At 36.5% G+C, this 16,695-nt stretch carries 14 protein-coding genes, 5 tRNA genes and 1 rRNA gene; 16 read left to right on the top strand and 4 right to left on the bottom strand.

The annotated features are described in order from the left end of the window. The first annotated feature begins 23 nt into the window (after positions 1 to 23). From ACAN52_RS19390 to ACAN52_RS19360, 7 genes are all read left to right on the top strand, one after another. Positions 24 to 389, top strand: coding sequence for a response regulator (locus ACAN52_RS19390; RefSeq protein WP_378956623.1), 366 nt, complete (start codon positions 24 to 26; stop codon positions 387 to 389). A 161-nt stretch (positions 390 to 550) separates the two neighbouring features. Continuing rightward, a tRNA-Asp gene (locus ACAN52_RS19385) sits at positions 551 to 626 on the top strand. A gap of 15 nt (positions 627 to 641) precedes the next feature. Further along, positions 642 to 717 (top strand) — tRNA-Phe (locus tag ACAN52_RS19380). Positions 718 to 725: 8 nt separating this feature from the next. Further along, a tRNA-Gly gene (locus ACAN52_RS19375) sits at positions 726 to 800 on the top strand. A gap of 8 nt (positions 801 to 808) precedes the next feature. After that, positions 809 to 883: transfer RNA gene (locus tag ACAN52_RS19370), tRNA-Cys, on the top strand. Positions 884 to 905: 22 nt separating this feature from the next. Further along, positions 906 to 994, top strand: a tRNA-Leu gene (locus ACAN52_RS19365). Positions 995 to 1,170: 176 nt separating this feature from the next. Continuing rightward, positions 1,171 to 2,130: a 2-hydroxyacid dehydrogenase gene (locus ACAN52_RS19360; protein WP_378956622.1), complete on the top strand. Its 960-nt coding sequence runs from the start codon at positions 1,171 to 1,173 to the stop codon at positions 2,128 to 2,130. Between the two features lie 154 nt (positions 2,131 to 2,284). On the opposite strand, the gene ACAN52_RS19355 is transcribed toward ACAN52_RS19360, so the two are convergent. Beyond that, a complete protein-coding gene (locus tag ACAN52_RS19355; protein ID WP_378956621.1) occupies positions 2,285 to 2,809 on the bottom strand; it encodes a hypothetical protein in 525 nt (174 codons plus the stop codon). A 172-nt stretch (positions 2,810 to 2,981) separates the two neighbouring features. On the opposite strand from ACAN52_RS19355, the gene ACAN52_RS19350 reads away from it, so the two are divergent. Further along, positions 2,982 to 4,526, top strand: coding sequence for a hypothetical protein (locus tag ACAN52_RS19350; protein WP_378956619.1), 1,545 nt, complete (start codon positions 2,982 to 2,984; stop codon positions 4,524 to 4,526). 25 nt (positions 4,527 to 4,551) lie between these two features. Next, the gene (locus ACAN52_RS19345; RefSeq protein WP_378956618.1) at positions 4,552 to 4,893 is read left to right on the top strand and encodes a hypothetical protein; all 342 of its coding nucleotides are present in this window, start codon (positions 4,552 to 4,554) and stop codon (positions 4,891 to 4,893) included. A 2-nt stretch (positions 4,894 to 4,895) separates the two neighbouring features. Here ACAN52_RS19345 and nadE read toward each other — a convergent pair whose 3' ends face one another. Further along, positions 4,896 to 6,827, bottom strand: a complete 1,932-nt coding sequence (gene nadE, locus ACAN52_RS19340; protein ID WP_378956616.1) for an NAD(+) synthase — start codon at positions 6,825 to 6,827, stop codon at positions 4,896 to 4,898. A 265-nt stretch (positions 6,828 to 7,092) separates the two neighbouring features. Here nadE and ybaK point away from each other — a divergent pair, with 265 nt between their 5' ends. The 3 genes from ybaK (at position 7,093) to thrC (ending at position 9,843) form a co-directional block, all read left to right on the top strand. Beyond that, complete coding sequence (gene ybaK / locus ACAN52_RS19335; RefSeq protein WP_378956615.1) at positions 7,093 to 7,578, top strand: Cys-tRNA(Pro) deacylase; 486 nt, start codon at positions 7,093 to 7,095, stop codon at positions 7,576 to 7,578. A 32-nt stretch (positions 7,579 to 7,610) separates the two neighbouring features. After that, on the top strand, positions 7,611 to 8,273 hold the full coding sequence (locus ACAN52_RS19330; protein WP_378956612.1) for a B3/4 domain-containing protein: 663 nt from the start codon (positions 7,611 to 7,613) through the stop codon (positions 8,271 to 8,273). 67 nt (positions 8,274 to 8,340) lie between these two features. Beyond that, positions 8,341 to 9,843 (top strand): threonine synthase, encoded by a 1,503-nt coding sequence (gene thrC, locus ACAN52_RS19325; RefSeq protein ID WP_378956611.1) that lies wholly within the window; start codon positions 8,341 to 8,343, stop codon positions 9,841 to 9,843. 68 nt (positions 9,844 to 9,911) lie between these two features. Here the strand turns inward: thrC and pepF are convergent, their stop codons facing one another. After that, positions 9,912 to 11,795 carry an oligoendopeptidase F gene (gene pepF, locus ACAN52_RS19320; RefSeq protein ID WP_378956610.1) on the bottom strand — a complete coding sequence of 628 codons (1,884 nt, stop codon included), beginning with the start codon at positions 11,793 to 11,795 and terminating at the stop codon, positions 9,912 to 9,914. A 177-nt stretch (positions 11,796 to 11,972) separates the two neighbouring features. Then, positions 11,973 to 12,752, bottom strand: a complete 780-nt coding sequence (locus ACAN52_RS19315) for an N-acetylmuramoyl-L-alanine amidase (RefSeq protein ID WP_378956609.1) — start codon at positions 12,750 to 12,752, stop codon at positions 11,973 to 11,975. A 152-nt stretch (positions 12,753 to 12,904) separates the two neighbouring features. On the opposite strand from ACAN52_RS19315, the gene ACAN52_RS19310 reads away from it, so the two are divergent. The 4 genes from ACAN52_RS19310 to ACAN52_RS19295 all read left to right on the top strand — a co-directional run. Further along, positions 12,905 to 14,662, top strand: a complete 1,758-nt coding sequence (locus ACAN52_RS19310; RefSeq protein ID WP_378956608.1) for a B12-binding domain-containing radical SAM protein — start codon at positions 12,905 to 12,907, stop codon at positions 14,660 to 14,662. Between the two features lie 2 nt (positions 14,663 to 14,664). Beyond that, entirely contained in the window at positions 14,665 to 15,606 is a 942-nt protein-coding gene (locus ACAN52_RS19305) for a TIGR01212 family radical SAM protein (RefSeq protein WP_378956712.1), read from the top strand. 102 nt (positions 15,607 to 15,708) lie between these two features. Beyond that, complete coding sequence (locus tag ACAN52_RS19300) at positions 15,709 to 15,864, top strand: hypothetical protein (RefSeq protein WP_378956607.1); 156 nt, start codon at positions 15,709 to 15,711, stop codon at positions 15,862 to 15,864. Between the two features lie 522 nt (positions 15,865 to 16,386). Further along, positions 16,387 to 16,695: ribosomal RNA gene (locus ACAN52_RS19295) — 16S ribosomal RNA — on the top strand; the annotation flags it as partial.

Below are 16,695 nucleotides of genomic sequence, written 5' to 3'. Positions count from 1 at the left end.
AGTTAAGAGGGAGCTAATACTAAATGGCAAGAATATTAGTGTGTGATGATTCTGCTTTCATGCGAATGATGTTGAAGAGAGTATTGGTTGAAAATGGGCATGAGATTGTAGGTGAAGCAGGAAATGGTATGGAAGCGGTACAAATGTATCGTCAGCATCAACCTGACTTGGCTACCATGGATATCACAATGCCTAAAATGGATGGAATACAGGCTGTTACCCATATCCATGAAGAAAATCCTTTAGCAAGAATTATTATGGTTACTGCAATTGGCCAACGAGCAATTATTACGGACGCTTTAAAAGCGGGGGCTGCAGATTTTATTATTAAACCATTTGATAATGAACAAGTGATTGCCACAATAAGAAAAGTTTTAACGAGTGCATAAGTTATATTTACGAAAGTACTTGACAATAAAAAACAATGTGCTATAATAATATTTGTGGTTAGGACATGTGAATGAAAAAAATGGATTTAAAAAATAAATTCAAAAAAACGTTGACAAGATTAACCGAATATGATACAATAGATCATGTTGCTAGTGAATACGGCCCAGTAGTTTAGCGGTTAGAATGCCGCCCTGTCACGGCGGAGGTCGTCGGTTCAAATCCGATCTGGGTCGCCATCTAAAGCACATCTTGCCTCGGTAGCTCAGTCGGTAGAGCAGAGGACTGAAAATCCTCGTGTCGGCAGTTCGATTCTGCCCTGAGGCACCATTTATCATGCGGGAATAGCTCAGCGGTAGAGCATCGCCTTGCCAAGGCGAGGGTCGGGAGTTCGAATCTCCTTTCCCGCTCCAATTAAATCGGCGGCATAGCCAAGTGGTAAGGCAGAGGTCTGCAAAACCTCTATTCCCCAGTTCAAATCTGGGTGCCGCCTCCAAATTTATTTAAGTATCACACCTGCGAGGGTGGCGGAATCGGCAGACGCACCGGACTTAAAATCCGGAGGGTGGTAACGCCCGTGGGGGTTCAAGTCCCCCCCTTCGCACCATTTTTAATTAATCAAAACTTCTGATTTTAAATCAGAAGTTTTTTTGCATCTAAGAAGGCTTATGTCTGCGTCTGAGTAGTTGACATAAGCTTTACTCGTTCTTAAGTTGAAATTGACTTCGGTTGTGCTAAGGCATATACTTAATAATGTAAACAGTATAATAGTAGGGGGTAGCTATGAAGAATATAGTATTTCTCAATTCAGCAAAATTGGACTTTGATAACAAACTGGATTTTTCCTTATTATCTGAACTTGCCACTGTTACAAAATATGATGCAAGTAGCAATGAAGAAATTTTAGAACGAGTGAAGGGGCAAAATATTGTCATTACTAAGGAGATGCCTGTAGGTAGGGATCTGATCTTACAATTTCCTCCTTCAGTTAAACTTATTTGTGAAGCCGGTACTGGTTATAATAACATTGATATTGTTGCAGCAAGAGAAAAAAATATTGCAGTTTGCAATGTGCCAAGTTATAGTACTGAAGCTGTTGCCCAGTTGGTCATTACCTTTATGTTAAATTTAAGTTCATCATTGATTCAACAGCAAATCATGCTTCATCAGAAAAATTTTGATAATTTCACTAAATTTTTGCAAGTGCCGCATTTTGAGTTACAAGAAAAAACTCTTGGGGTCATTGGTGGTACTGGTGCGATTGGTCAAAATGTAATCAGTATTGCGTTGACTTTGGGGATGAATATTCTGGTTTATAATCGTAATCCAAAAATTTCGAATGATCCGAAAGTGAAATTTGTTACTCTTGATGAGTTGCTTAAGCAAAGTGATTTTATCACAATTCATTGCCCTCTTACTGCTGATACAAAGCATCTTATTAATAAAGATCGGCTGAAGATGATGAAGAAAAGTGCATTTATTATTAATACTGCTAGAGGGGCTATTATCAATGAAACTGATTTAATTGAAGCCTTACAGCAAGGAGAAATAGCTGGTGCTGCTCTTGATGTGCAGGACCCAGAACCACCGGAGCTCCATAACCCTTTATTTACCATGGATAATGTTATCTTGACCCCGCACATAGGGTGGAGACGTTTGGAGTCTAGGCAAAGGCTTATTCAGCTTATGGCCGGTAATGTTGAGTCTTTTATTCAAGGGAAGCCAATTAATGTTGTCAATTAGATCCTATCATTGATGGATTCGGCTTTTTTAAAAATAAAATGACCAAGTTCTCTGTAGAGGACGTGGTCAAGTAAAAAACTAAATTTTTTTGTATCTGAAGATTTGGCTTCTGCCTGCGTCTGCGGACTTGGCACAAGCCAAGTCTTTTCTTACGTTATGATGAAGTTGTATGCATGGTCTTAAAGAGTTGTGCAAGTTGATCTTCAATCATTGTAGAATATGTATCAACCAGTGATAATGCTTCTGTGCCATCAGGTCGGGTAATTGATTTATCAACAAGATATGTGTTGCTTGATGAAGAAAAAGCTCTTAAATCGAGAGAAATATCAAGGGGATGAATTGTAAAGAGCATGACATAATTCACGTGAGCAGCGCTAGAGTAAGCTGATAATTGTTCTACAGTCGCTGAAGTTGTATTGGTAATTCCGCAGCGGTTTAGATCTCGTATCACAGCATTGCCAGATTGGACTTCGCTACCTAAAAATAAAGCGTTAATCTTAAAGCGGATTATTTCGTTTAGAGCTTTGTTTAAAAGGTCGATACCAGGAACATAATGACCTGATGTATCTACATAAAGAGCAACTGCAATCATTGCATTTTCATCAGAAGGACTTGCGAAACAGGTGGTTATACTTATTAATAGGGTGAAGATTAATAAAAAAACTATTTTCTTTGACATGTAAACACCTCATTAAATTTTATGTCGTATTAGAATTTATTTTGGGAAGCTTTGTCGGAGTGTTACTAATAATGCTTTTTACTAGTTGAGCACGGGTAAAAATGTTATAATAATCTGTAAAGGTGAAAAACAGCATACCGAAGTGATGGTTTAAAGGAGATTTTTATAATAAATGAAAAGAAATGTATATGATCAGGTACGGATGTTTTATAGCCAGGATTTACTTTGGGAACCTATTATTAGGCAAGAATGGGTTGAAGGTTTTTTGAGGCAAAAAGCTTGGCAGGGACTTGATGATGATAAGCTTAAAGACTTATGGAGACAGATCGAAATGTTCATCATGTATTTAAATTATGCTGATCATGCTGATTTAAATGAAATCACTGTGATTGAATATAGTTTTGCTATTGAATGGTTAGTTGAACACATAGCCGGTTTTAAGGCAACCTTAAAACGTGTACATCATCTTTTTAATGTTCTGATTGATTTTTATAGCTATTTATTTAACAAAAAACTCATTAATGATATAGATGAGATAAAAGAAGCAGCTCAAAAAATCGCAGGCGGAAAAAAATTAAAACTAATTAAAGTTGATTCAATGGTTGAACGGTTTCGGTTAGTTGAAGACAATGTTGATAAGTTAACTGGCCTTGATGCTGAGTTTAATCATCAGCTTGGTAGCGTTATTGGTGAAGCGATTGAAGGACTCATGCTCAAATTAGGCAAGTATTTTCATAAAGAGGATTTTGCGGAAGATTTTGAACGTGCTTTGTATTTATATATTGGACCTTTTGAAAGAGTGCCAGAAGAAGGGAAAGATGAATTTTGGCTAGGATTTTGGGATTATTTTTTATTTGACTACCACTTATTAGAAAGTGATGTTAAACCTTTAGAATATTTTGATATGATTTATGGTGAAAAGTTGAGTGCAGAGGAAAGTCAAGTATTAAAAGAACTATTAAACTCTAAATTTACCGTCTTTTATGTCAGTAAAATATTAAATCCTAATTCAGTCGAATGTGTTAATTTATTTACAGATGAAATCTTCAGTTTACCATTGCTTGATTTTGATTATAAATCCTTAAAAAAATTATTATTTTTTGGACATGTATTCCCGACAGGACTTGTGATGATTAATTATCTAACGAGTGTTGAAATGAGTACGAATCTTAGACGGCGGATAAAAGATGAAGTCGTTAGGCAAACCGAAATTTTTAGAATTCAAAAATCAGATGCGACTTTAGAAGATTTTTTTAATCGACATGCCTTAGTGCTACGGCATACTGTAAAGATTTTAGTTACGTTAAGTAAAGTGAATGTAACATCAACAATACATTTAGACCGTAGTTATCCAGTTGTTGAAGATAAGAGAGTACCCAACCAGGCTGTAATTGAATTATTACATGAATTGGTAGTGAGTCATGGGTATTCGCTACATGATCAAAAATTACTTGAAAAAATGTGGTATGATTTTTCTCAGCTGACAGAGATCAATGTGCGTAAACCTGCTACGTGGGCAGGGGCTATATTCTATGCATATGCTGAGATTAATAATACAAACCATGTAGTTGTGAAAGAGATTGCTGAACAATTGGATATTTCTACTGGAAGTATTTACAAGAATAGTACTCAAATTGATCATATATTACAACTGCAGGTTTTTGATCCACGCTATTTAAGTGAGGAAGGGTTTGTCATTTCTTTGTTTGAGTCATAGTATAAATACGTCAGGAGGGATCATCTTGAATTGTAGCGTTTGCGGTGCTAAAGTACAAGGCGATGAGCAGATATGTGCAAATTGCAACGAGATAGAAAGTAAAGTTCAAATATTGACTTTGGAAGAACAGCAAGGGTTCAAAGGTGTTACCCTTGAGCAAGATGAAAATGGGCAAGATTATCGTGGATATGAGAAGAGTCATGCCAATCAACAAATTTATATCAAGCAGTTTAATATGGGTAATATTAATTGGCTTACTAAACTAGTGATTGGCATTGTTTTGGCAGTCCTAGTAGTGATTGCATTGCCAATTGCCCTCTTCTTTATCAGTATCGTGGGTTTATTTTTATACATTGTACGAAAATAAGATTATTTTTGCAATAATTTTTCTTTTAAGGTCAGATAATTAGTGGTAAAATAGGTCCTATTTTGGGCTTCGCGGTGGTCAAAGCCATAAGCTCGTCTACTAATAGCCAATACGGGAGGAGCTTGAATTCTCTTTGCTACGGCCATACCAGTATAAAGTTTCCACCATCTTTCTAAATCATTAATGAACTGGGCAGCAGTAGGGAACAGTTTCGTCACTAGGCCGGATTCACAACCAATTTTTTCTTCTAAGATATCTTGCTCATACCATGATAAAATATCTTCAGGGGTAGCCCTATTCCAATGTTCCATAAATGCTTTAAATAAATAATCATGATAAGGGTAAATAATAGGATCGCCTTTTCCTTGATCAACATTCTGATCAAAAGAAAGTTCAGCACTAGGAACAATATTAATTGTTTCTTTGGGAATGACTTCGCATTGATAAATTTCTTGATTGATGAAATTTGCTAATTCATATACTTGAAATTTCCAAAGATCAGCTAAAACGGCCAAAAATCCAGCTTGGTCACCGTATAAGGTCGAATAACCAACCGTCATCTCGCTTTTATTCGCATTACAAGTGAAACCAGCGCCAAAGGAGGCGGCGATACCTGATAAGATACGGGCAGAGCGATCACGGGCCTGAATATTTTCTGCTACAAAAGAAGTTACATTCAAATGTTGTTCCTTTCCATTTGCAAGGTTTATGATTGGAGTTTGGTTAATTTGTTGAATGGTATGATCAACAGCTTCTTGAATTGGCATAATGGTGTAAAGGCAACCTAGATTTTGTGCTAATTTAGCCGATAGATCTTTCGTAGTCTGAGAATTGTAAATGCTTGGCATATTCACTAGTAATACATTTTCAGGACCTAAAATTTTGGTATAAAGAGCAGCACTTACAGCTGAATCAATGCCACCCGAAGCACCGATGACGACTTTGCTTATACCAATTGAACGTAAAAAACGTTTAGCACCATAGTGCAAACTTTTATAAATACTAGCGATTGTCGTATCATTTTCCATAGTGATTGATGAATGGTTTACGTCTGACTTAGCGCAAGCTAAGTCTTTTTTTGTGTGATGATCGAGATCAAGTTCGATATATTTTACTAAAGTAGAAAATGGTGGGCAATATTCTATGATTTCTCCTTTTGAATTATAAACAGTGCTGAGACCATCAAAGGTATAAATGGTTTTCCCATTGTTTTGTATACCTGTATTATTTACATAAATTAGCGGTCTATTCACAAGTTGAGCTTGAGTAGAAAAAACACGATTACGTTTATTATTTTTGCCCAAAGTATAGGGAGAACTTGAAATATTGATAAATAAATCGACGGGACCATTTTGATGGATAGCCTGAATTGGTTTAATGGCATATTCATCACTCCAACCATCTTCACAGAGGATACAACCTAGTTTCAAATTTGTGTGGGCTAATTGTAAATTGACAGGTTGCAATAATTGGTTAACATGTTCGCCTCTTTCGGTTGCAAGTTTGCGTAAACTATAAAAATGGCGAGAATCATCAAACTCCCGGTAGTTTGGTTGCAGCGTTTTAATGCGGAACGGGTAAGGGAAATTATCATTACCTATCAATTTGCCTTGAAAGGCAATAAAACAAGCGTTGTATTTACGCACTCTGCCATCATCATTGACTTTGTTCCAGTCCATTGCAATATTACCAAAAATGATGCAAATATCAGTTGAGGATTCGATAATACGTTGTCCATGTTTTTCGCAGTCGCGTAGGAAGGTTGGTTGTTCCCAAGTGTCGCCGAGAAAATAACCAGGTATGGACATTTCAGGGAAAATAATCAGTTCCACGTGTTTTTGTCGTGCTTCTTCAATCATTCTTAACATTGTATTCGTATTTTCCATTGGATTTCCTGGAATTATTTCCATTTGTGCTAAAGCTATTTTAAGCAAAAATAAGTCACCTCTTCTTGTCGATTGGTTATGATTATTATCTTTATTAATTCTATATTGTATGTAGATCTCCTGCCCAAAGTGTGGTAAATAAGTAGGGGATCATAGGGTTGGAGTTTATTGACAAATTAAATTAAGAATAATATACTGTGTAAAATATAGATGATTTGTTGTATAATGATGAGAATAATGTAATTTATAAATGAACATGTTCAGCTAAGCTAGACATTGGTTTCATTGTTAAATTTTATAAATGAGGGATAACTTGAAAAAAACGAATGTTGCTCGCATTTTGGATGGATTAAAAATCACCTATGAATTGCGTGAATACAAAGTAGATGAAAATGATTTGAGCGCGGAAAGTGTTGCACTCAAAATTGGCAGACCCTTAAGAGAAGTCTTTAAAACTTTAGTGGCATGTGGTGACAAAAATGGAGTATTGCTTGCCTGTATACCAGGAGGAGCTGAGCTAGATTTAAAAGCACTGGCAACTCTTAGTGGTAATAAAAAAGTTGAGATGGTACCTTTAAAGGATGTACAAAAATTAACCGGTTATATCCGAGGTGGAGTTTCACCTTTAGGTACAAAAAAGCAGTATCATGTATATGTTGACGAAAGTATGATGTTGTGGGAAAAAATTTCCATTAGTGCTGGAGTAAGAGGATGTCAAATTCTGATTGCTCCTAATGATTTGCTGACCGCTGTTAATGGTACCTTGTGTCAAATATCGCGTGAGATGGCATCAGAATAGACCATACAGAGCTTGTTTAGATGGAGGCGCGTATGAAATTTAAGATTCATGAAAATATAAAGCAGGAGAATAATCATGTTCAACTTGGGTATGTGGTTATTCGTAATGCTAAAGTACAAGGAACTCCTATGGCCTTGGCACAGAAATTTTTCCAGTTACAAAGCTCGATCGCTGCAGTTTATAATATAGATGGGTTAGCCGAAGTACCACGCCTTGCAAGTGCGCGTAATTTATATAATCCAAATGAGTTTGATATTACTCGTTATGATCTGGAATCAGAAGAATTAGTTCGTCGAGTTTTACGCAAGAAAGATGCTTATTATGTGAATAGTGCAGTAGTTGCTGCTCAATATTGCTCGATGTATTTACTATTGCCAGTTGGGTTATACGATCTTGATCAAATTGATGGCAATATTACGTATCGTTTGCCAAGGGAAGAGTTTTATATCAATATTAATGGCGAAAGTATGCCAACGAAGGGGCAAGCATTTTTAAGCGATGATTATGGTGTCTTTGCGAATGGAATTGTTGATACAAGGCGTACAGCCGTAACGTTGTCAACAAAGAATCTCTTGGCTGTTGTTTATGGAAATGGAAAAGTAACAAGAGATGAGCTTGCAGATACTCTTAAATTAATTGGTGAAACGATTATTTGCTATAATGATGGTATCGTTGAAGAGCAAGGAATTATCTAAGGTTCGCTTTGTGATTTGTATTTTAATAATATAGATATGATTTGGTACTGGAGAAAGGGAGTTTTTTATGTATATTAGTACTCGAGGAAAAAATGATCATTTTTTTGCAGCTGAAGCCATTAAAACTGGAATTGCAGGTGATGGTGGGTTATTTGTACCCACAACTATACCTAAGATCACGACAGAGTGGTTGGTTTCTTTAGCCAATCTTGATTATGGTAAACGAGCTTTTGCCATTTTAAGCTTATTTTTACCTGATTATAGTGAAGAGGAATTGCAATTTTGTATTGATGCCGCCTATACTACGGAAAAATTTGATAATGCTGCCATTGCTCCTCTTGTGGCAATCAATGGTGACAAATTTGTTCTTGAATTATGGCATGGTCCAACAAGTGCTTTTAAGGATATGGCCTTACAAATATTACCTCAATTGCTATCTAAAGCTCTTGTTAAAACCAAGGAAACAGCAGAAATTGTAATTTTGACAGCAACTTCAGGCGATACAGGTAAAGCTGCTTTAGAAGGATTTAAAGATGTTAAGCAGATAAAAATTATAGTTTTTTATCCTGATGCAGGTGTAAGCCCCATTCAACGGATGCAGATGGTCACGCAAGCTGGCTCAAATGTTTCTGTTGTCGCTGTTCGTGGTAATTTTGATGACACTCAAACAGGAGTAAAAAATATCTTTAATGATAAAAATTATAACGCTGACTTGGCCGCACAAGGTTTTCAGTTGTCGTCAGCTAATTCGATTAATTGGGGACGATTAGCACCACAGATTGTATATTATTTTAGTGCTTATGCTGATATGGTGCGCGATGGTCATCTTGAACTTGGACAACCAGTCAATTTTGTTGTACCAACGGGAAACTTTGGTAATATTCTTGCAGGTTATTACGCGAAAAAAATGGGTCTACCAATTGGTAAACTTATTTGCGCTTCGAATAGTAATAATGTGCTGACTGAATTCTTGCATACTGGTGTGTATAATCGTAAACGCCCATTCCATAAAACCGCTTCTCCATCAATGGATATCTTAATTTCCAGTAATTTAGAACGTTTATTATATTACATTACAGATGGTGATACTGTACAAGTGAGCAGTTGGATGGCAGAATTAAATGAGCATGGTCAATATAATGTGGGGGAACAGTATTTGGCTGCTATTCAAGAAATTTTTTGGGCTGACTGTGTGGATGATGATGAAACCTTGCAAATGGTACATGCGGTTTATGAAGAACATCATTATCTCGCTGATCCTCACACCGCTGTTGCTTGGCAAGTTGGTGAGCGTTATCGTCAGAACACTGGCGATGATCGAGTTCAAATTATTGTGTCGACAGCCAGTCCATTTAAGTTTAATGAGAGTGTATTGAGTGCGATCGACAGTGAAAATTTCATTGCTGAAAAGAATGAATTTGCAATGCTAGAGCAATTGTCTGAACGAAGCGGCTGGTCGATACCACCTGCTTTGGCAGCTTTAGAAAATGAACCTATCCGTCATGAAATCGTATGTAACAAAGAAGAAATGCCTACAGTAATCAAGCAGATCTTAGAGAAAAATAAATAGAGATGCAAATGGCCTGAATCAGTTGATTCAGGCCATTTGTGTATAAACTAAATTACCGCCAATACTATTTATTCGGCTAATAGTTTTTCCATTTCATCAAGCATTGTAGAAAATTTCGCTAATGTGATTTCAATTGGTTTAGGGGAAGACATATCGACACCTGCTTGCTTTAGAAGATTAATAGAGTAATCAGAGCCACCGCTTTTGAGAAAATCGATGTAGCGTTGCTGAGCGGGTTCTCCTTCTTGCAAAATCTTTTCTGCGAGGGTTGTTGCTGCCGAGTATCCTGTAACATATTGATACACATAAAAATCCATATAAAAGTGTGGGATTCGCGCCCATTCAATATCAATGTCTTTATCTGTGATGATCTCAGTACCATAGTATTTTACATTCAGATCATGCCATAGTTCATCAAGCAGATCAGCAGTCAGTGGAGTATTTTCTTCTGCTTTTATATAAATTGTTTTTTCGAATTCGGCAAACATCGTCTGGCGATAAACTGTACCTCGGACTTGTTCTAGGTATTGGTTGATCAAATAGAGTTTAATTTTCTTATCAGTTGTTGTTTTTAACATATATTCTAAGAGTAATATTTCATTGGTGGTAGAAGCTACTTCAGCACAAAAAGTTGTATACGATGATGTAGGGTAGGGTTGATATTTCTGACTATAGTAGCTATGAATTGCATGCCCCATTTCATGTGCTAAGGTGGAGACAGCATCATAACGATCGTTATAGTTTAATAATACGAAAGGATGTGTGCCATAATTGCCCCAGGAATAAGCACCTGTCTGTTTGCCTTTGTTTTCATAGACGTCAATCCAACCGGAAGTTAGGCCTTTATCCAGGATATCGACATATTCTGATCCTAAGGGTTCAAGACCATTACGTACCAATTTCAACCCTTCTTCATAGGGGACTGGAAATTTCACATCACCAACGAGTGGTGTATAAAGATCATACATATGGATTTCATCCAATTTGAGGAATTTCTTCTTAAGAGCTACATACCGTTGGAGTGGTGCAAGGTTATTGTGGACAGTTGTGATGAGATTGTCATATACTTCAGTTGGTACATTATCACTTTTCAAAGCTGATTCTAATGTAGATTGATAATGACGGGTTGTGGCATAAAAAGTATTCTTTTTTGCATTGCCGCTTAAGGTTGAGGCAAAGGTATTGCGATACTTATTATATGTTGCAAAGAGATGAGTGAAAGCTTCTTGTCGTACAGCCCGATTGCTTGAACGGATAAACAAGCTATAACGTCCTTCACTGAGTTGTACTGATTGCCCATTTTCATCAATTGTTTTTGGAAATTCCAAATCCGCATGGGCTAGCATGTTAAAGGTGTTTTCCGATGCTTGTGTGACTTCGGCGACTCTTGACAAAATTGCTTCTTCGGCAGGTGAAAGGATGTGTTGTTTTTGCCTAGCAAGGTTATCAAAATAAAAATCATATACAGTAAGACCTTTTTCTTCTTGACGGAATTTAGTTAATGTTGCATCAGGAATTGCTAAAATTTCTGGCTCAATAAAAGCTGTAACAGCGCCTGCTTCGGCTAATACGGATTCCACCTTACTGGTCATTCCTTGGTATTTGCCATCTGTCGTATTTTCGTCGCGATGCATACGTGCAAATGCATATAGTTTTCCACTGATAATGCCGATTTCATCTCGGGCTTTAAGGCAAGCGAGTAGATCTTGTGATGAATGTGCTAGTTTCCCTGTGAAATTCTCAATTGGTACAAGACTGGACTTTAATTGTTCAAAGTCTTGTTGCCAAAGTTCATCGCCGGCATAAATATCATTGAGATGCCACTTGTGTTGGGCAGAAATTTCGCTACGGTCAGGTACATGAGAGGTGTCTTTAGCAGCTACTTCTCCCTCAGTATTGAGAAATAGTACAGTATTACGAATGAAAGGGCTGATTTGCGGTAATTTAAACATGAGCACGCTCCTTTGAATCATGATGGATATTTTTGTATTAAATCTGATATTTGATGAGTTCCATATAAGTTGCATTACAAAATCCTTATTTAGAATAGTGAATGCAAGTTACATATATCGTTATATATTGGCAAAAAGAATGTGAATTCCTGTGTAGTATATGAAAAAAATATTTTTTTATGCTTTGAAATAGTTTGTGATACCATGAAAAATACTTTCGGCTATTTTGGTTCGACCATCTGTGCTAGAGAGCAGAACTTCTTCTTCTGGATTAGAAATAAAAGCGACTTCGACTAAGATGGCGGTCATTTTTGCATAGCGGATGACATAAAAACTAGCAAAACGTGAAGCGCGATCTTTAGTGCCGAGCTCGGCTACGAGATTTTTCTGAATACAAGTAGCGAGTTTCATTGAATCAGCATCGCCATAATGAAAAGTAGTTGTACCCATGGCTGTATTGCTGGTAAAGGAATCATTGTGTATACTAATGAAGATATCCGCATTCCCATCGGTAGCGATTTCAACACGGGCTTTTAGTTCTTCACTCGTCTCAGATGGAGAAGCGGACACGGCGCGATCAGTATCGCGAGTCAGTATTACGGTTGCGCCATTACTTTCTAGCATATCTCTTAATAGTAAAGAAATTGCTAACGTATTATCTTTTTCTAATGTCCCAGATGGACCAATGGCGCCGGAGTCATTGCCGCCATGACCGGGATCTAGGCAGATAATTTTACCTAACAGGCGATTGCTTTCTGGCTCATCAATAATATGAGTGGGACGTTCTAAGGGGGTTGGCACAATATAATCTTTAGAATAAATGTAGATTAATTCATTGGTAGTGTCATAATTAATTTTCCAATGAAGAGTTTGTGACATGGCTTTTAATGTCATTAATAAATCTCTACTAACCCTGACATTAACAGGTACTTTTTGTCCATCTATGACTATCCGCATTATTGCACCTTCCTCTAAAGGTTAATTTTATTTATACTATTCGTCAGCCTGTGAGAGGGTGAAGGGTGTATTTTAGAAAAGCAAGGATAGTATAGTCACAATGCGGAAAAAATTAAAATATTATATGTGAATTTATATGGGGTGGTTTTAGAATGAAAGTCGTTTTATCAACATTGAATGCCAAGTTTATCCATTCTTCTTTTGCGCTAAAATATTTGGAAGCAGCTTGCCGTCCAGTATGTCCTAAAATTATGAGTAAGGAATATACAATTAACAATGAGTTGCTCAATATTTTAAGTGATATTTATAGTCAACAGCCAGATCTTATTGGACTGGCATGCTATATTTGGAATGTAGACATGACCTTAAAGTTAGCTAGATTACTAAAAAAAGTACTACCTCATGTGACGATTGTGTTAGGCGGACCAGAGGTATCATATGATCCAGCAGAACTTATGTCACAGCATGATTGTGTGGATTATATCGTACAAGGCGAAGGCGAAGAAACTTTGCAAGCTTTGCTGAAGGCCTTGAAATCCAATCAGTCTGTTGAGGGGATCCCGGGTCTTACTTTTCGTCAACAGGAAGAAATTATTGTTGGGGAACCCCAAGTGATAAGGAACTTAGATACAATTCCTTTTCCTTATTGTGATGCAGATATCGACAAGCTAAAAGATAAGATTATTTATTATGAGAGTGCTCGAGGGTGTCCTTTTTCTTGTAAATACTGCTTATCGAGTGCGACCGCTGGTGTGCGGTTTTTTAGTTTGGAAAGAGTTTATGAAGATTTGAAATTTTTTATTGCTCATAATGTACGCCAAGTTAAATTTGTTGATCGCACATTTAACGCTCGTAAGGAACATTATTTGCCTATATTACGCTTTTTAGCAAAACAAAATTGTCGAACTAATTTTCATTTTGAAATTTCTGCAGACATTTTAGATGATGAAGTGCTAGAATTTCTAAAAGATGTACCAGTTGGTCGTTTTCAATTTGAAATTGGTATTCAATCTACCTATGAACCCACCCTTACTAAAATTTCTCGGCATAATAATTGGCCTAAGATTGTAGAATACGTTACGAAAATTATCTCTTACAAAAATATTCATGTTCATCTTGATTTGATTGTAGGATTACCCAAAGAAAGTTATGCTCAGTTTGGGAAATCCTTTAATGATGTATATGAACTTCAGCCACATATGCTGCAGATTGGCTTTTTAAAGCTACTAAAAGGTGCTGGAATTCGTGAAAATGCCGACGAATCGAAGTATATATTTCTTGATTATGCTCCCTATGAAGTATTGGCAAATGATTGTTTAACTTATGGAGACGTTCGTAAACTTAAAATATTGGAAGAAGTTTTTAATCAAGTGTATAATACTGGTCGATTTAACTATACATTGCAATTCTTAATCTCATTACATGGGGAAGATGCCTTTGGTTTTTATCATGATCTTGCTTCTTATTGGGAAGAACGAGAACTACATTTAGTAGCTCACAGCAGTAAATCTTTGTATAAATATTTATTAGATTTCTATCGTATCCATCATGAACATGCAATAGAGTTAGTCCAGGAATTTTTGAAATTTGATGCTCTTATGAGCGAAAAAGGCTCGTTGCGTCCTGAAATCTTGTCGTGGAACAAAGAAATGTGGACGAAAGAGAAAAATGCATTTTGGGCGAGTCAAGAACAAGTACGCAAATATTTACCCAAATATACTTTTACCACATGGCGAGATGTGAATAAAAAATATCATATTGAAGTCTTTTCTATTGATATTCTTGAATATGTAAGAACACGTACTATTACAAAGAGGGAATTGCCTATATTGTTTTCCTATGAAGAAGAAAACACAATGTATCAATCTCTAACTCTTCATGATTTTTGGCAGGGAGGGGACAGGAATTGAAGATGCGTTATAATATTTATTCAGAGTATTTACGACAACGTTATGGAGAAAAAGTATATAAATTACCTGTCAGCTTACCGGTTACTTGTCCAAATCGTGATGGTACCTGTGGTAGTCGAGGATGTTCTTTTTGTGGTGAAATTGGTGCTGGATATGAAAACCTACCAGCATCCATGACAGTAGGAATGCAACTTGCAGCAAATCGTGTACACATTGCAGCTAAATATAAAGCAAAAAAGTTTATTCCTTATTTCCAAAATTTTAGTAATACCTATTTACCAGTAGAACAACTTAAAGAGTATGTATATGAAGCTTGTCAAGACGAAGTGGTTAGCATTGCATTGGCGACACGTCCTGATTGTGTTAATGATCAGTATTTGAAAATGTTGGCTGAAGTCAGGGCAACTAAAGGAGTCGATATTAGTCTTGAACTAGGATTGCAAACTGTGAATTATCATTCTTTGCAAAAAGTCAATCGTGGACATACCTTAGCCGAATTTCTTGATGCAGTGCTGCGGATCAAACGATACAATCTTGAAGTTTGTGCCCATATTATATTGAATTTGCCATGGGATAATGAGGTTGATGTAATTGAAAGTGCTAAAATATTATCGGCGATGGGTGTGGATCAAGTAAAACTTCATGCTCTTTATATTGTTAAAGAGACAGAAATGGCTGATTTATATCAGAAAGGTGAAATATCACTGATTACGAAAGAAGAATATGTGGAAAGAGTTGTTACGTTCCTTGAATACCTTCATCCTGATATTGTAGTACAACGTTTAATTGGTCGTGCTCCAGAATCAAATACACTTTTCACTAATTGGCAGACTGGTTGGTGGAAAATTCGTGATGCGATTGAACAAACATTATTAGAACGTGATACATGGCAAGGAAAACGTTGTACTTATTTAAATGGCAGTGCTGTGCAGAAGTTTCTGTGAATTTAACTAGAAAAAGTTTTTTGAGATTTCCTATTTACAATCTATTTTTTTGTTGTTAAGATAGGGCTTGTGATTTTAAAAATAGAGGTGTAAATAAAAGAAATGGAAAAAATAGAATTATTGTCTCGTATTCGTAAATTATCTTCTGTAGTACATGGCTCAGATTTGGCTGAATATAATTTAGCTGATGAAAGTATTGCAGAAATGCATAGAGTATTAGATGAATTAAGTGAAAAATATATTTCTGCATACTGCTAAGCTTAGAGTAAAGAATGATTGTATTATAGATGCTACAACCTTAAGTCTTAACTTATGTTGTTATGACTATTATAGGTTGTAGCATTTTTACGGACTCTTTAATAGTCGTATAATGGCAGAAAAACAAAATTTTTCTAAAAATATGGAAAAATTATTGACATAGCTTGTCGAACTGTGTTAATATAAACAAGTTGCCAACAGCGACACAGAAAAAAGAACAATATGTTGACATGGTGAAATAAATGTGTTAAACTAATATTCGTTCGCAAAAAACGATCAAGTGTTCTTTGAAAACTAAACAATGTAAGTAAAGTTAAAATAAGCCAGATGTGCCGTACTCGTTTTGAGTACACACACGTTGGGTCACGCAAGTGATCTAGCGCAAGTAAGTTTTTTAAAGAGCCATCAAGGTTCTTCAAATAAAGTTTTTGTATATTATGTGAGGCTGATTGATAAGGATGTTCGACTGCTAACGCATCGAACAAAGCGATCATATCAATGCTGAAGCATTGTATGCCTGCTTTTATGGAGAGTTTGATCCTGGCTCAGGACGAACGCTGGCGGCGTGCCTAACACATGCAAGTCGAACGGAGATTTCATTTATGGAATCTTAGTGGCGAACGGGTGAGTAACGCGTAGACAACCTGCCTTTTAGATGGGGACAACACTGCGAAAGTGGTGCTAATACCGAATGTTGTATTAATGATGCATATCATAAATACTAAAGATGGCCTCTAAATGTATGCTATCACTAAAAGATGGGTCTGCGTCTGATTAGCTAGTTGGTGAGGTAATGGCTCACCAAGGCGACGATCAGTAGCCGGTCTGAGA

Origin of the sequence: Pelosinus sp. sgz500959, from assembly GCF_042610375.1 — a bacterium.
In the GTDB taxonomy this organism is placed as follows: domain Bacteria; phylum Bacillota; class Negativicutes; order DSM-13327; family DSM-13327; genus CTSoil-075.
The sequence above is the reverse complement of the archived record's forward strand: the minus strand, read 5'-3'. Positions and strand labels throughout refer to the sequence as shown.

Excerpts from the sequence above, each read along its gene's own strand:
- ACAN52_RS19390 (WP_378956623.1), top strand. The coding sequence starts at position 24 with ATGGCAAGAATATTAGTGTGTGATGATTCTGCTTTCATGCGAATGATG.
- ACAN52_RS19360 (WP_378956622.1), top strand. The coding sequence starts at position 1,171 with ATGAAGAATATAGTATTTCTCAATTCAGCAAAATTGGACTTTGATAAC.
- ACAN52_RS19355 (WP_378956621.1), bottom strand. The coding sequence starts at position 2,809 with ATGTCAAAGAAAATAGTTTTTTTATTAATCTTCACCCTATTAATAAGT.
- ACAN52_RS19350 (WP_378956619.1), top strand. The coding sequence starts at position 2,982 with ATGAAAAGAAATGTATATGATCAGGTACGGATGTTTTATAGCCAGGAT.
- ACAN52_RS19330 (WP_378956612.1), top strand. The coding sequence starts at position 7,611 with ATGAAATTTAAGATTCATGAAAATATAAAGCAGGAGAATAATCATGTT.
- thrC (WP_378956611.1), top strand. The coding sequence starts at position 8,341 with ATGTATATTAGTACTCGAGGAAAAAATGATCATTTTTTTGCAGCTGAA.
- pepF (WP_378956610.1), bottom strand. The coding sequence starts at position 11,795 with ATGTTTAAATTACCGCAAATCAGCCCTTTCATTCGTAATACTGTACTA.
- ACAN52_RS19315 (WP_378956609.1), bottom strand. The coding sequence starts at position 12,752 with ATGCGGATAGTCATAGATGGACAAAAAGTACCTGTTAATGTCAGGGTT.
- ACAN52_RS19310 (WP_378956608.1), top strand. The coding sequence starts at position 12,905 with ATGAAAGTCGTTTTATCAACATTGAATGCCAAGTTTATCCATTCTTCT.
- ACAN52_RS19305 (WP_378956712.1), top strand. The coding sequence starts at position 14,665 with ATGCGTTATAATATTTATTCAGAGTATTTACGACAACGTTATGGAGAA.
- ACAN52_RS19300 (WP_378956607.1), top strand. The coding sequence starts at position 15,709 with ATGGAAAAAATAGAATTATTGTCTCGTATTCGTAAATTATCTTCTGTA.